Origin of the sequence: Desulfosporosinus meridiei DSM 13257 (assembly GCF_000231385.2) — a bacterium.
Lineage (GTDB): Bacteria > Bacillota > Desulfitobacteriia > Desulfitobacteriales > Desulfitobacteriaceae > Desulfosporosinus > Desulfosporosinus meridiei.
This window is the reverse complement of sequence record NC_018515.1, coordinates 1266835-1280521: the sequence shown is the minus strand read 5'-3', so window position 1 is coordinate 1280521 and position 13687 is coordinate 1266835. Positions and strand designations below refer to the sequence as shown.

The window sequence follows — 13687 nt, the reverse complement described above, 5'->3', positions numbered from 1 at the left end:
GGGATTGCACAGGCAATAGTGTAGGCAATAATGGTCGGCTTGATCAGCTCGTTCCAGATTGTTTTTATGATGAATTCACCCCAGAATCAGTCTTCGATTATGCTTCTTATTAAGTGATCCGATATTAAACTCCGACTTGGATTTATCTGATAAACACAAGTCGGAGTTTATCATTGCTAAATGGTTTGCTTTAATTTATCTCAGGATTTGAGTTCTTTTGTCCTTGCATAAGCCCTTTATTATGAAAGGCCTCTTTAACTTCTAATGTCAGCATTCCTCCTTTAGCATTCTTAAAGCTATCCTTACCGTACTTAGGTGTTTTATCATCTTCCACTACACTCACTACGCCAGCCGGTTCCCAAGTCTGACGATTTAATTGTGAAGCATGTTCTTTATCATTTTCAATAGTCATTGATTTGCCTCCTCAATGTTTCTGTTTTTCTAATCCTTTTTAGAATCCCCATAGAATTTAATATTAGTCATTCTCCCAATGAATCTAAGCGAATCTCAATCTTAATTTTTTACACACTTATGAGTATCCAATCATTGCCTTTTTGACATAATATAAAAGCTTAACATTTAAAACTTGAGAACAGAGGCAAATGCAATGAGTATACAACAAAGTTATGTCAATACCGAAACATCTTTTCCAAAGCTCAAATTTACGGAACTACTCTTCGTCGAAGATCAACTACAGACTGTACTTCAGCAAGCCGATGGTCTCATTCGCCAAACCTGTATCAGTTTGCTGGAATCCGGAGGTAAAAGAATTCGACCTCTTCTCACTCTCTATAGCGGTATGTGCTTTGCTCCCTTAAATCCATTAATGATTGATGCAGCAGTTGCGTCGGAACTTATTCACATGGCTTCCTTAATTCATGATGATGTCATTGATGAATCGGAAACAAGGCGTGGTAAACCAACCATTGTCTCTGAATATGGTAACCATGCAGCTATATTAACTGGGGATTACCTGTTTGCCGAAGCCTTCAATATCCTTTCACGATCCGAATTATTGACCAGTATGAACTTCCTAGTTAAGGCCATCCAGGCAATGTGCCATGGGGAAGTTCATCAAGCAGACGAACAATTCTCCAGTCAAGTTAGTTTTGAGGAATATTATAAGCGAATTGCTAATAAAACCGGTATTCTTCTTGCCGCCTGCTGTCAATCCGGTGCGGTTTTAGCAGGCGCGTCTGCAGCAGAATTATCACTGATGCAGGAATATGGAATGAATCTGGGATATGCTTACCAAATTACCGATGACATCTTAGACATTGAAGGGGATGCTGATTCTCTGGGAAAACCTATTGGAGCTGATCTGGTTAACGGTAATATCACTCTTCCCATCCTTTATCTCTTGGATAAGCCGATCTATGGAAATTGGTTACGGGAAATTATCAACGTTCGTAGTATTACCCCACTGGGAGCACTGAGCATTAGAGAGGCTCTCCTTAGCACCGGGTGTATTGAAGAGGCTTACCAGACTGCCACCCAATGTATCAATAAGGCAAAAGCGTGTCTTGACAATATTCCGGCCAGCACCTATAAAACCACTCTCCTAGATTTGGCAGATACCATTTTGCATCGTAAAGCCTAACCCCTAAATGAGGTAGAAGGGATCACTTAGTCAAATCTAAGTGATCCCTTCTAATATTTAAAAGCTTTTCAACTTTCGTCTTCAAATAATTTTTCGTTTTCGCAAGTGACGACAGACCCAATAGAGAAGCTTTACTCCTATGCCGCACTTCTCGATAACCCTCTTCACAATCGACTGAATCTCACCATCCATACTCTTTTCATCGGAGAGATACATTGCTAAAAGTCCCTGAACGACAACTTGATGAAACTTAGCGTATTCCAAATGTTCTGCTTGCTTTAAGGAGTTATCTACAAACAATTGTAAACGTTCAAAAACTATTTCTGGGTTTTCATAATAGGCTACAAAATTCAGCTGATTAGTCTCCCGGTCTTCACGGAGATCGATAAAATAGTCTAATAAAATATGGAGACCACAGATCCAAGGAAAATATGTCTGGCTTATGGTTTCAACCTGTTTCAGCGACAATTTAGGATCATGGGCCACGGAAAACAGACAAAAGATCCCCAAGGTCGATCCTGAGGCAGCTGCAAACTCCCAAATTGTTATCTCGGAATCCGCGGCTAAATGCGGGGTAATCCAATCTACCATTTTCCCTTCTCGTTCACTGACGGCCAAATGTTTATAGGTTTGTAAGGAGGAATACAGCTCCGCCAACTTAATGGCTTCTCCTTGGACTGTTTGATAAGACGGTAAATTTCGGAGACTTTCTTGGCAGGTTTGAACTAAATTTTTTAAATACCCGCCGTCCTCACGATATGGATAATACAAATAATAATCTGACAGATCCGCTTCTGGATTTAGAGCTTCTTGCATTGCTAAATGTAACTGTGCAAAGGCTTTTTCATCCTGAACTTCAAGACTGTCCACTAAATTATCCAGATAATCGCTCATAGTCTGATAAGCAACTATAAACCGGATCGTTGCTACTCTTGGAACACCTGGATAAAGGGCATAAATACTCCCCCCTTGACAGTGAAAGGCTTTCCAGCGAATACTCTCTAAGGCTTGTTGACACAAGCGTGCATCAGGCGCTTCTCTGGCCTTTTGTCTCCATTCGTTTAGTTCTCTTTTCACAATCGGAAAGACTTTTGCCACAAATAAATATATCAGCTTTATGCTGTTATAGGTTCTCAAACTTGATCTATTCATGTACTTATTCTCCTTAGTATAAAGACTATTATATGACTCTAGGAAGTATTTTGTAGCTAGAGAGAAATAACGATATTGTAATCACCTTAACTATTATTACCAAAACAGGCAAGTTAAAGCCCTAAGCCAGAGCTATTAAGCTTCCATTACGGCTCATAAAAACTTAATAAAGATAAAGTTACATAGGTTTTTGTACAATGTGACATCCTATGTAAGGACAAAATTTTCGAGAGGAGAATGTACATGAATACTGCCAATCCAGAATTAACCTCAAAAAATTTAGCCATTTTGAATGATCAGCTGGGATCTGAGGCTCTGCTGGTTCACAAGTTTACACAAGCAGCTCAATCGGTCCAAGACCAAGCAATCAGTGCCCAACTCAATTCCTTTGCCCAACAACACCGTAAACATTATGATACCTTACTCAACTATTTAAATTCCCATCAATAATTAAAGAAAGGGTGATAACATTGAACATGCCAAACACCATGACTGAACAGGATATCATCACGGATCTCTTAACTTCAGAGAAGCATCATACAAACACCATAAATACCTTTATCACTGAATCGACCTGCGCTAATTTAAGGCAAAACTTAAAGACTATCCTGACGGAAGAACATAGTATTCATGAAAATCTCTATACTGTCATGAATCAAAAGGGCTGGTACCCGACGAGTGATGCTCCTGCCCAAGAAGTGCAGAAAACCAAAGATAGATTTAACTCCTTACAGCTTTAAGGATAGTTTTTAAAGAAAACTTATACTTTCTGAGTAGTACAAACAAAAAGACGGAGCTCAGCTCCGTCTTTTAAACACCTTATTACTCTTTGTCAACTTTTACAGTTTTGACTTCTTCCGGTTTGTCATCTTCAGTCGCAGATTTAAATTCTTTGATCCCTTTGCCGAGTGCTTTTCCTAAGTCAGGTAATTTACCGGGGCCAAAAATCACTAAAGCTATTACAAGGATAATCCCCGCGGTCATAGGAGTGACAAAGCCAAATGTTGTAAGCATAATAAGCACCTCCAAAACTATCTACTCGTTCTAATCATATACTTAAAACTATTCAATTGCAAAACCAAGCAATATGATTATCCTACCCTATTAAACCAAATAGCGCAATATGTTTTCAATGGAAAACTCATTAACCCAGTTAAATGAAAAAAGACCGAACTCTGTCAGTCTTTTTGTTGTTCTTCGTTGTCCTTTTCCTTAAAAAGTTTTTCATACCCCAGATAGAGATTCCAAATAACGTCCCACATCTCTCCATGAGCTTCGGTTACTTTTATTCCTAATTCTTTGGCTTCTCGTCGTCCGATTGGATATCCATGAGAATAGTATCCTTCTGTCAAAGCGTGTGTGACAATCTGAATCTTTTCCGGATTATCTTTAAGCATATATAACGATAATAGGGTTTCTGCATACTGTCTGGAAGCCTTAATGGTTTTTTCATAGTCTCCAATGAGCCATGGATCAAGTTTACTAAGCATTTGGGCAGCAATCATCGATGAAACTTCCGGGTTATTACTATTAACAATCGACCTTTGAAAGAAATCCAAGCAATGCCAAACTGCTTGAACCGGTACTAAAACGTCTTTATAGGTTGGATGCTTAACCAACGGATCGATAGGACCCAGCTCGGAAATCGGACCCATAACGACTTCATCCGCCCCTAGAACAAGCATGGATGCCGCCGATTTTGCCACAAACGGAACGATTACTGCAAATTCTTCACAGAATTCTCGAATTAGCATTACTACTTTATAAGGTGTATCTACGGCTCCTCCATAACTGTGTAGAACTAAATCGATTTTTTGGGTATGCCCGATTTCCTTTAACTGTTTATAAAGGGGGACTAAAATAGAGTCATCTAATGGTGTATAAGAAAAATAGATTAGAACTTTAGATTTTCTCAATTCTTCAAGTCGCTCAATGTAGCTGGCCCGTTCTTCTGCTTTCAACATCAATCCCCCCACGCTCTTCCTCGCATTCCATATTATTCCTGTTGGAAGCGCATTGTGATTCGATGAGGGATATATTTCCATTTTTAATGGTAAATTGTAAACTTCCGTAACGGGGTTCCAGTAGATAAAAAATTACAATGCAATTTCTATAGTTCGTCCTCCATTTTATTAATTAATTCAGAACTTTCATCACAAGACTAAACTCTCATTAAATAGTATTGTAATTGCCTTATCAAAAACCTTCTTTATGGCATACGCTGCCGCAGTGTCAACGTCTACGACACTCTGGCCTTTATTGATTGCTTTTATTACTTCTGAATCATAAGGTATTCTACCAACACAAGGGAGGTAGCTTTGCCGACAAAACGATTCAATCTTTTTGGTGTTTTCAATATTTGTATCATATTTGTTAATACAAACCGCAGTTCTGGTATGAAACTTTTCTGCAGTCTTAATAATCCGTTCCATATCACTAATACCGGAAATAGATGGTTCGGCGACGATTAAAACCATATCTACACCACTTAGAGAAGCGATGACCGGACATCCTATCCCCGGAGAACCGTCAATGATGGCCAGACCTGTGTCTATTAGCGCTGACTTCATCTGCTTTTTCACTTCTGTGACAAGTTTTCCGGATGTACCGCTCCCCATTTTTAGCTCTGCCGTTGAGAACACTGAATCATTAACGTACAGCATCAAATCTCCAGCTTTAGCAGGTTTAAGAGATACAGCTCCTACCGGACAGACAGCTGCACAAACACCACAACCTTCGCAAGCATATGGATCCACCGTATACTTAACCATTCCTTCAATTGCTTCGAAACGGCAGTTTTGTCGGCATAAGTCACATTGGTTACATACATCCTGATCTATCTCTGCCTTAGGCATACCATAATAGTCTGATTGTTTTGGTGCAGATGCTTGATTCATGATCAAGTGCAAATTTGGTGCATCAACATCACAATCTGCATACATTTTAGCATTTGCTAACTTAATAAATGCGCTTACAAGCGTAGTTTTCCCTGTACCGCCTTTGCCACTAAGGATTAGTAACTGTTTCATAAGATCCCTCCTTAGTCACAACCTGCAGGAATGAAGAAAACAGATCATGGTACTTTTTATTCTCTCTGACAGAGATCAGAGCATTAGAATTAAGAGTTCCGAGGCCACTGTCAAAGGGAATCTTGCCTATAACTTTAATATCCTTTTCCAAACAAAATTTTTCGGCAGGATTTTCCCCCTCCACACATTTGTTCAGTATCACACCATGAGGTTTTTTAAACAACTTGACCAATTCATAAACTAAATTGAGATTGTGAACTCCGAATAAGGTTGGCTCGGCTACTAAAATACAATAATCTGCATCCTTGATACTCTCCATGACAATACAGGCACTGCCGGGTGGACAATCGATAATGATGAGTTCCGGCCCGCTTACAATGTCTTGTAAAAGCTTCTTAATTATGGGTACTCCCGAAGATTCTCCAGGATTTAATACTCCCGTCATGACAGTAACATTTTCTGAAACACCGTACTGAACCTTGCCAATCAGCTTGTCTTTTTCCGCAAAAGCTTGCTCCGGACAAAGCAAGATACACCCTCCGCAGGAATGACAAACGTTATCAAAGACGATTAGTTTATTAATAATGAATGCTAAGGCATTGAACTTGCAGAATTCGACACATTTACGGCAGCCACTACATAGCTTTTCATCGGAGAAAGGAATTTTGACCGCAATGCTTTCCGAGGCATAATTCTTCGGCTTGAAAAACAGATGCCCATTGGGCTCTTCTACGTCACAGTCTATATAGAGAGATTCCTTAGCTACTGAGGCCAAATTTACTGATACAAGTGTTTTCCCTGTGCCGCCCTTGCCACTTAGCACGGCTACCTTCATATTAGTTGCCTCCATGACCATGAAATCCAGGATGAATATCTTCTAAAATCGAAAGCTTTCCATCATTTAAGGCACATATGTTATCTTGAACAGAAAAATTAATAATCTTATACAATTTTATATTGGCCAACCTGAGAACTTCTGCGGCGTTTTCTCCACATTGAGGAGTAATTATGGCATCAATATTACTGTCGACAATTGTTTGCGCGGCTTTAATACCTGCCCCTCCTTGGCTGGCTATTGCGCTATTATCTAAAAACGCACTTTCCTTGGAATCGGTATCGTAAATGAGATAATAGGGTGTACGTCCGAAGGATTGGGAAACACTTGTTGACATAGATTTATCATCAACGGGTATGGCAACTTTCATTGAGAGTCCTCCTTTACGCCTGTTTCTGACTTTCATAGTAATTATTAATGGCATTACGCAATGCACTAACTCCCAGGTTCGAGCAATGCACTTTATTCTCCGGCAAACCATCCAGAGCCCGGACGATATCCTCTTCCGTAATACTTAAAGCATCCTCTAAGCTTTTACCTTTAGCTAGTACTGATGTCATACTAGAGGTTGCAATCGACGCACAACAGCCAAAGACTAAATAGCTGATCTCCTCTATGGTATTATCCTGTACCTTCAGGAAAATGATCAGTGCATCTCCGCAAGCAGGGTCTCCGTAGACTCCTTGAGCATTGGCATCCGGCATGCTATAGGAATTTTGGGGACACGTAAAGTGTTCCATTACTTTCTCTGAATAAATAATCATTCACCTCCCTTATCATTTTGTACAAAACCTCTGTTACATTTATGTTTGAGACAACCGCCACAACCACAGGACTTTTCTAACCCGTCGCACAGCTGATAATCCCCACCTTCAATTCTCAACACTTTGCCATTTACTAAGGACTCTGCAAGCTTCCTTCGAGCATCATTGTAAATTCGTTGAACAGTAGTACGGGCTATCTTCATTTGGTCAGCACACTCTTCTTGGGTAAAGCCTTCTAGATCGATAAGCCTTATTGTTTCATACTCATCCACAGTCATAACTACGAAGTGCTCTTGATTTAGTTGGTTATTGAGTGGCCCAAAACGGTTACTTTCCGGTAAACAACACACTTTTCTCCATTTTCTTGGTCTTGGCATTATCCTACTCCTCATTTACTCTTTATTTCTAATCTTAATCTCTTACCTAGCACAGAAGTCGTGCAGTTATGAAACTGTCATGACTAGTACTAAAAGTAACAGGAGAATTCTCCTGCCACTTTTACTGCTAATTTTGACTCATAATTTGCTTGTTAAGGTCATCAAGTTTTCTTTCCAGCAGCTCTTTTTGCTTTTGCAACAACTCTTTTTTCTTTTTTGGCTCAATTAGATCATTGGCAAAATTCTTCCCTGGACCTCGTCGGTAGCCTGACCCTAATCCTAAGCCAGTACCATTACCTGATGAGCTGATTGGTCCTGTTCCATCTCTTCTTGGCATTAGCTATTCCCTCCTCAGTTATTGACATATGCCCTTAATAACTTGAATTATACTCCGTTTTGAACATATGTCAATAATACCAAGGCTCGATTTTTCGAAGAAATTTGTAATTGACATATGCCCGGTACATAGTATAATTAAATCGAATATGGCATATGTCAATAACTATTTGTACCTATTTTCTTAAATTATAACATAGTTAAGTTTTTCATTTAAATTCTTTTATCATCGGAACGGGCGTATCCCAAGGAATAACTAACATAATTTTGAGAGTTAACTTGTGGAAGAGGAGAGCTAAAAATGATCAATGAAAAAGATTTGCGTCCCCAAGATCTGGGACGACGGGATGAACAACTGATCAAACTCGAAACAGACAAACTCATGCCTTTGCTGCCCCCTTATAATAAGCCTGGAATGGAACCCCCTCTAACTGATCCTAAGCCCGCTTGGCAAGAAAAATTCTGTACATCTCTAGACGGCTATGTTGGTATTGATACCTTAATTCGTCCGAAAACCAAGGACGAAGAAGATGAGTTCGTACGCAAATTCATATTTGGCCTAGAAAAAAGCTTTTCGGATGCCAACAATGGAGTGCTCCAACCCTTCCTGTTATCCTTCGAATACTGCGCAAAATGCGATACTTGTTCTGCCGCCTGCCATATCTACGAAGCGTCCGGAAAAAACGAATTATATCGTCCAATTTTCCGCTCGGAAGTCCTCAGGAAAATTGCCAAGAAGTACTTCACTCTAAGCGGAAAACTGTTGGGCCGTTTCGTCGGAGCTGATATCGATGTGAACTGGGAGACAATATCTCGGCTTGGGGAATTAGCATACCGCTGTAATCTGTGTCGGCGTTGTGCCCAAACCTGCCCCTTAGGCTTAGACAATGCAATCCTCACCAAAGAGATTCGTAAGATCTTCAGCCAAGAAATGGGCATAGCCCCTCTTCCCTTACATACCAAAGGTACCGTTCTTCAACTAAAAACTGGCTCCTCAACAGGCATTACCAAACCGGCTTTTCTGGACACGATAGAGTTTTTAGAAGAGGAAATCGAAGAGAAATATGGTCGGAAGATTAAGTTCCCGATTGATAAAAAAGGTGCAGATATTCTGCTCTTACATAATGCCGGCGAGTACATGGCTTGGCCTGAAAACCCGATTGCTTTTGCGATTCTTTTCGAAGAAGCTGGTCTAGACTGGACTCTTAGCAGTGAAATCACCGGCTATGATAATGTCAATTATGGCATCTGGTACGATGATTTCCAAGCCAAGACCCTAGCCGTTAAGCAAATGAAGGTGGCCAAAGAATTAGGCGTCAATCGTATAGTTATTGCAGAGTGCGGTCATGCTCACAAAGCTTCGGCGATTGTAGGAGATCGGATGGTTTATGGGGATGCAAAAGTTCCCGTTGAGAGTTGTCTCCCTCTCCTTTGGGATATGGTTAGGGATAAACGGCTAAGGCTAGATCCCAGTAAGAACAATTTTCCCGTAACCCTTCACGATCCTTGCAATTATGTCCGCGGGATGGGAATCGTCGAACCTCAGAGAAATGTTTTAAAAGTGATTAGTCCTCAATTTAGAGAAATGACGCCTCACGGAGTTGACAATTACTGCTGTGGTGGAGGCGGCGGGTTCGCCATTACGAACTCCATGAATTTCTCTGAATGGAGAAATAAAATAAGCACTCGGGTGAAGTTCAACCAGATTCTTGGAGCCTTCCAGGACAGCATGGAAAATGTTTCAATACCTAAATATGTATGTGCACCTTGTTCTAATTGTAAAGGAGCTATTCGTGACATTCTGGAGTTTTATGAAGCAACCGAGAAGTTCAATGTTCAATATGGCGGTTTAGTAGAACTCATGGTCAACGCACTAGTTGGTATGGATAAACCCTTCCTGGAGTTTTTAGAAGATTAGATTTAACAATAGGATATTCTTCAAGGGCGGTTTAAAGGTTGGAGGTGTCTTCTTTAAACAGTATCCTCCGGCTGTTTGAGAAGAAACCTCCATAATATAAACATGAAAGCACGTTGAACTGGACACTCAACGTGCTTTCACTTTTCCTCCTCCCCTAGGGAGCTTTTTTTTCAAAGTTTTTCTACCGGAACAAATTTGTAGTACAGGGGGAAATTAGAGTACAATAAACTTTGAGAAAAGATGTCAAGGCAGTAAGATTAAAGCTAAAGGACGGTAATTATGTTCGAAGAAAACGAAAACATTTCTAGAATCGATCTATACGGTAAAGAATTCATTTTAATCGGAACTGCTCACGTATCCAAGCAAAGTGCGGAACTTGTGAAAGAAGTTATTGAAGCGGAAAGGCCTGACTCGGTTTGTATAGAATTAGACGAACCTCGCTATCAAACAATCGTTGAAGGCAATAAATGGAAGGAAACTGATATTTTCAAGATTATTAAAGAAAAGAAAGCTACTTTACTGCTAATAAATCTTGTAATCTCTTCCTTTCAAAAGCGTCTCGCCAAACAATTTGGGATTAACGCCGGTCAAGAGATGATTCAAGGGGCAGAGTCTGCCAAAGAAATAGGTGCCAACCTTGTACTGGCAGATAGAAACATTCAAATTACCTTTTCCCGGATTTGGCAAGGTGTAGGGTTCTGGGGAAAAGTTAAGCTGTTATCGGGAATTTTCTTTAGTATTTTTGATGATGAAGACATTTCTGAAGAGGATCTGGAGAAGATGAAATCACAGGATATGCTTAATTCTATACTTAATGAATTTACCGTAAGCTTCCCAAAGTTAAAACTTCCTTTGATAGATGAGCGAGACCAGTATTTAGCACAAAAAATTAAAGATGCTCCGGGAAGCAAAGTTGTAGCCGTCTTAGGCGCTGCACATGTCCCCGGAATCAAAGAAGAACTAAAAAGGGAGCACGATTTAGCAAAGCTCTCTGAAGTACCGGCAAAATCAAAAACCCTCAAAATTATTGGTTGGTCTATTCCCCTTCTAATCCTGGCAGTTATGGTGTATACCTTTATTGCCAATCCTGCCGCTGGAATTCAACAAACTATAAGTTGGGTACTCTGGACCGGATCCTTTGCTGCCTTGGGAACTGCACTTGCTTTTGGTCACCCTCTGACAATTCTTACATCCTTTGTCGTAGCCCCTATCACTACCTTACACCCTCTGATTGCTGCCGGATGGTTTGCCGGAATTGTTCAAGCCTATCTCCGCCGCCCCAGTGTTAGAGATTTTGAGAATCTTTCCGAGGATGTTTTTAGCCTTAAAGGTTTTTGGAATAATAAGGTCACAAGAATTCTGATTATTGTTACCTTAGCCAACTTAGGCGGCTCAATTGGAACTATAGTAGGGGGAGCGGATGTTGTCCGTCTATTCCTCGAGAATTTAAAGTAAAGCTTAGAAAATCTTACGGTCTGTGTTCCTGATAATAGTTATAGTAATCCTTATAACCAGTTGCCTGGGCAGCCTCTTGAGGATTCTGATAGTGGTTGATGCTAAATGCTACGAACCCCCTTACATAAGCAGATTCTCTGGCCAGTTGCTCACTAATTCGATGTTGTTGGGCTGGCAAATATTCCGTTTCATTGACCTCAAAAGTTTCAGTGACGGCAAAGAGAGTCATTCCGATTTCGTCCGTAGCCTTTCTTGTATAGGCATAAATTTCGTCTAGATGATTCAGGGAGTTAAAGCCTGCCCCAATACTATCCTGCAAAGCAAGAATATCGATCCCTGTATCATATAGAATATGATGGACACTATAGGCCCAAGATGCCAAGGTAATATTCCAGGTCAACTGAGCTTTATAATAGGGGGCAACCATGATATCTTGGGCACTATTAGCCTTGATCGTGTTGGCAATCTCTTTAAAAAACCTATTCAGATCCGCCTGTTGGACAATACTCAGGGCTGTTAGCGGATGAAACTCATAAGGAATATACCAACCTTTTAGTGCTTTATGTCCCCCATACATCTTAACAATCTCTATTACAATTTGCTTGTTGACTTCAGCCTCGTCCTCCAGCCAGGCATGTTCGTAAATATCGTTAGACCACCAGTCTTTGCTATACCCCAGACCAATACGCACATACATGCCTATACTATCAGCGGCACTCAAGGCAGTTTCAACCATATCGATACTATTACAGGTGTATCCTTCCATCTTCGTTGGATATACGGCGTACTGAGATTTGGTATCAGCAATGTTCTGAAGGATAACTTCCTTAATTCCTATCTTTTGCAACATTTGATACTCTTCCAGCCAACGATCAAAGTCCCAGTTTTGACAGTACCAATATTGAATAAACGTGCTGCCAAAGGTTGGTTGAATTTTAGCTTTCTTAGGGGATCTTCGGCATAAGTAGTAAATCCACTTCCACCAATTACAAAGCACCCGCCATATTCTCATAGGTCACTCCCCTTTTTGCTTGTTCTCTTTTCACTTACTCTCCTTTTGCTTCGCCAGCGTACAGTATATTCCATTTACATAGTTTATGAACTTTTTCAATGAATTTCTCAGAAAACCGGACAATTACATTTGGATATATTCACCAAATACTAAATATAACCTTAAAATGTAAGGTGGAGCTATTCTAATATTCCTGAACGTTCATACAGGGGTGATAGTTTGAAAGATAAGGGCGATTTGTTGGAATCAGAGTTACTTGGGCCCTCCCAGAATCAATATACACGGCGCAAATTTCTTAGCCTGGGCCTGTTAGGTACTCTTGGCTTGACTGGAGGTTATATTGCCATTAATAATGTCTTAGATGCTGAAAATCAGAACAAATTAATAATACCGAAGCATATCCCATCCCCACAAAAGTGGTCAAACTCCGAAGTTACTGTTGCCTGGCTGGGCCATGCCAGTTTTTTGATTAACTTTTTTGGAACGAGAATCCTTATTGACCCAGCCTTATATTCACACATTGGTATTACTCCTATAGGGAACCTGACAATAGGCCCCAGCCGTTACATCGCTTCTCCCTTGAGTAGCGATGAAGTTGGTTCAATAGATTTGTTGCTGGTATCCCACGCGCACACAGACCACTTTGATTATCCAACTTTACGCAAGTTCCAATCAGCAAATACCTTTGTTGTTACTGCCAAAAACACTCTCCCCTTGTGGAACGGTATGAATTACAAATCTATTGAAGAACTACACTGGCAAGAAACTACCTGTTTGGCTGGAGTCACCGTTAAGGCTATCGAAGGTAAACACTGGGGAGCCAGAATTCCTTGGAAAAAAGGTATGGAAGCCAATAGTCTCTTATTATCGAAAAACGGTGTAAATATTTTCTTCGGAGCGGACACAGGCTATACGGAATTAATCAAACAACAACTGAATGGGATACCCATTGACTTAGCTATCCTGGGAATTGGGGCATATTCACCAAAGTCTTTTGAGGATAAGCATGCGACTCCTGAACAGGCCTGGAGAATGGGAGAGGAGATGTCAGCAAAATGGGTTATCCCGATGCATTGGGGATCTTTTAAACTATCCAGAGAGCCCATGGATGAGCCTATCCTGCGTTTCCGCCAAGCGGCAGCGGGGCAAATCGAAAAAGTGGCTATTCAAGAGACAGGAGTGACTTGGGTATTGCCTCGTTCGTAGAGC

Annotated in this window: 17 protein-coding genes; 6 read left to right on the top strand and 11 right to left on the bottom strand. The window is 40.5% G+C overall.

The features are described from left to right. Positions 1-190 precede the first annotated feature (190 nt). A complete protein-coding gene (locus DESMER_RS05955; protein ID WP_014902168.1) occupies positions 191-412 on the bottom strand; it encodes a hypothetical protein in 222 nt (73 codons plus the stop codon). A 195-nt stretch (positions 413-607) separates the two neighbouring features. Here DESMER_RS05955 and DESMER_RS05950 point away from each other — a divergent pair, with 195 nt between their 5' ends. Beyond that, on the top strand, positions 608-1600 hold the full coding sequence (locus DESMER_RS05950) for a polyprenyl synthetase family protein (protein WP_014902167.1): 993 nt from the start codon (positions 608-610) through the stop codon (positions 1598-1600). An 81-nt stretch (positions 1601-1681) separates the two neighbouring features. Here DESMER_RS05950 and DESMER_RS05945 read toward each other — a convergent pair whose 3' ends face one another. Beyond that, positions 1682-2752 carry a tetraprenyl-beta-curcumene synthase family protein gene (locus tag DESMER_RS05945; protein WP_014902166.1) on the bottom strand — a complete coding sequence of 357 codons (1071 nt, stop codon included), beginning with the start codon at positions 2750-2752 and terminating at the stop codon, positions 1682-1684. A gap of 243 nt (positions 2753-2995) precedes the next feature. Here DESMER_RS05945 and DESMER_RS05940 point away from each other — a divergent pair, with 243 nt between their 5' ends. Together DESMER_RS05940 and DESMER_RS05935 are read left to right on the top strand one after the other, a co-directional pair. Further along, entirely contained in the window at positions 2996-3202 is a 207-nt protein-coding gene (locus DESMER_RS05940) for a hypothetical protein (RefSeq protein ID WP_014902165.1), read from the top strand. A 26-nt stretch (positions 3203-3228) separates the two neighbouring features. Then, positions 3229-3492, top strand: coding sequence for a spore coat protein (locus tag DESMER_RS05935; protein WP_014902164.1), 264 nt, complete (start codon positions 3229-3231; stop codon positions 3490-3492). Between the two features lie 82 nt (positions 3493-3574). Here the strand turns inward: DESMER_RS05935 and tatA are convergent, their stop codons facing one another. From tatA to DESMER_RS05895, 8 genes are all read right to left on the bottom strand, one after another. Continuing rightward, a complete protein-coding gene (tatA, locus tag DESMER_RS05930) occupies positions 3575-3766 on the bottom strand; it encodes a twin-arginine translocase TatA/TatE family subunit (protein WP_014902163.1) in 192 nt (63 codons plus the stop codon). Positions 3767-3930: 164 nt separating this feature from the next. Beyond that, the gene (locus DESMER_RS05925; RefSeq protein WP_014902162.1) at positions 3931-4716 is read right to left on the bottom strand and encodes an SDH family Clp fold serine proteinase; all 786 of its coding nucleotides are present in this window, start codon (positions 4714-4716) and stop codon (positions 3931-3933) included. 189 nt (positions 4717-4905) lie between these two features. Continuing rightward, entirely contained in the window at positions 4906-5781 is an 876-nt protein-coding gene (locus DESMER_RS05920) for an ATP-binding protein (protein ID WP_014902161.1), read from the bottom strand. Further along, entirely contained in the window at positions 5759-6616 is an 858-nt protein-coding gene (locus DESMER_RS05915; RefSeq protein WP_014902160.1) for a nucleotide-binding protein, read from the bottom strand. Before DESMER_RS05915 ends, DESMER_RS05920 begins: the two co-directional genes overlap by 23 nt. Position 6617: 1 nt before the next feature. Beyond that, complete coding sequence (locus DESMER_RS05910; protein WP_014902159.1) at positions 6618-6986, bottom strand: NifB/NifX family molybdenum-iron cluster-binding protein; 369 nt, start codon at positions 6984-6986, stop codon at positions 6618-6620. Between the two features lie 13 nt (positions 6987-6999). Beyond that, entirely contained in the window at positions 7000-7380 is a 381-nt protein-coding gene (locus tag DESMER_RS05905) for an iron-sulfur cluster assembly scaffold protein (protein ID WP_014902158.1), read from the bottom strand. After that, positions 7377-7757: a DUF134 domain-containing protein gene (locus DESMER_RS05900; protein ID WP_014902157.1), complete on the bottom strand. Its 381-nt coding sequence runs from the start codon at positions 7755-7757 to the stop codon at positions 7377-7379. The genes DESMER_RS05905 and DESMER_RS05900 overlap by 4 nt, the downstream gene beginning before the upstream one ends. Before the next feature lie 127 nt (positions 7758-7884). After that, complete coding sequence (locus tag DESMER_RS05895) at positions 7885-8094, bottom strand: hypothetical protein (RefSeq protein ID WP_014902156.1); 210 nt, start codon at positions 8092-8094, stop codon at positions 7885-7887. Positions 8095-8394: 300 nt separating this feature from the next. Between DESMER_RS05895 and DESMER_RS05890 the strand changes: the two genes are divergently transcribed. Next, complete coding sequence (locus tag DESMER_RS05890; protein ID WP_014902155.1) at positions 8395-10011, top strand: (Fe-S)-binding protein; 1617 nt, start codon at positions 8395-8397, stop codon at positions 10009-10011. Positions 10012-10290: 279 nt separating this feature from the next. Then, entirely contained in the window at positions 10291-11466 is a 1176-nt protein-coding gene (locus tag DESMER_RS05885) for a TraB/GumN family protein (RefSeq protein ID WP_014902154.1), read from the top strand. A gap of 13 nt (positions 11467-11479) precedes the next feature. Here the strand turns inward: DESMER_RS05885 and DESMER_RS05880 are convergent, their stop codons facing one another. Further along, entirely contained in the window at positions 11480-12478 is a 999-nt protein-coding gene (locus tag DESMER_RS05880) for a DUF4434 domain-containing protein (RefSeq protein WP_014902153.1), read from the bottom strand. Positions 12479-12697: 219 nt separating this feature from the next. On the opposite strand from DESMER_RS05880, the gene DESMER_RS05875 reads away from it, so the two are divergent. Continuing rightward, positions 12698-13684 (top strand): MBL fold metallo-hydrolase, encoded by a 987-nt coding sequence (locus tag DESMER_RS05875; protein ID WP_014902152.1) that lies wholly within the window; start codon positions 12698-12700, stop codon positions 13682-13684. Positions 13685-13687 lie beyond the last annotated feature (3 nt).

Coding starts and splice junctions, on each gene's coding strand:
- DESMER_RS05920 (WP_014902161.1), bottom strand. CDS start 5,781: ATGAAACAGTTACTAATCCTTAGTGGCAAAGGCGGTACAGGGAAAACT.
- tatA (WP_014902163.1), bottom strand. CDS start 3,766: ATGCTTACAACATTTGGCTTTGTCACTCCTATGACCGCGGGGATTATC.
- DESMER_RS05895 (WP_014902156.1), bottom strand. CDS start 8,094: ATGCCAAGAAGAGATGGAACAGGACCAATCAGCTCATCAGGTAATGGT.
- DESMER_RS05910 (WP_014902159.1), bottom strand. CDS start 6,986: ATGAAAGTTGCCATACCCGTTGATGATAAATCTATGTCAACAAGTGTT.
- DESMER_RS05925 (WP_014902162.1), bottom strand. CDS start 4,716: ATGTTGAAAGCAGAAGAACGGGCCAGCTACATTGAGCGACTTGAAGAA.
- DESMER_RS05955 (WP_014902168.1), bottom strand. CDS start 412: ATGACTATTGAAAATGATAAAGAACATGCTTCACAATTAAATCGTCAG.
- DESMER_RS05940 (WP_014902165.1), top strand. CDS start 2,996: ATGAATACTGCCAATCCAGAATTAACCTCAAAAAATTTAGCCATTTTG.
- DESMER_RS05950 (WP_014902167.1), top strand. CDS start 608: ATGAGTATACAACAAAGTTATGTCAATACCGAAACATCTTTTCCAAAG.
- DESMER_RS05900 (WP_014902157.1), bottom strand. CDS start 7,757: ATGCCAAGACCAAGAAAATGGAGAAAAGTGTGTTGTTTACCGGAAAGT.
- DESMER_RS05945 (WP_014902166.1), bottom strand. CDS start 2,752: ATGAATAGATCAAGTTTGAGAACCTATAACAGCATAAAGCTGATATAT.
- DESMER_RS05885 (WP_014902154.1), top strand. CDS start 10,291: ATGTTCGAAGAAAACGAAAACATTTCTAGAATCGATCTATACGGTAAA.
- DESMER_RS05905 (WP_014902158.1), bottom strand. CDS start 7,380: ATGATTATTTATTCAGAGAAAGTAATGGAACACTTTACGTGTCCCCAA.
- DESMER_RS05890 (WP_014902155.1), top strand. CDS start 8,395: ATGATCAATGAAAAAGATTTGCGTCCCCAAGATCTGGGACGACGGGAT.
- DESMER_RS05915 (WP_014902160.1), bottom strand. CDS start 6,616: ATGAAGGTAGCCGTGCTAAGTGGCAAGGGCGGCACAGGGAAAACACTT.
- DESMER_RS05880 (WP_014902153.1), bottom strand. CDS start 12,478: ATGAGAATATGGCGGGTGCTTTGTAATTGGTGGAAGTGGATTTACTAC.
- DESMER_RS05935 (WP_014902164.1), top strand. CDS start 3,229: ATGCCAAACACCATGACTGAACAGGATATCATCACGGATCTCTTAACT.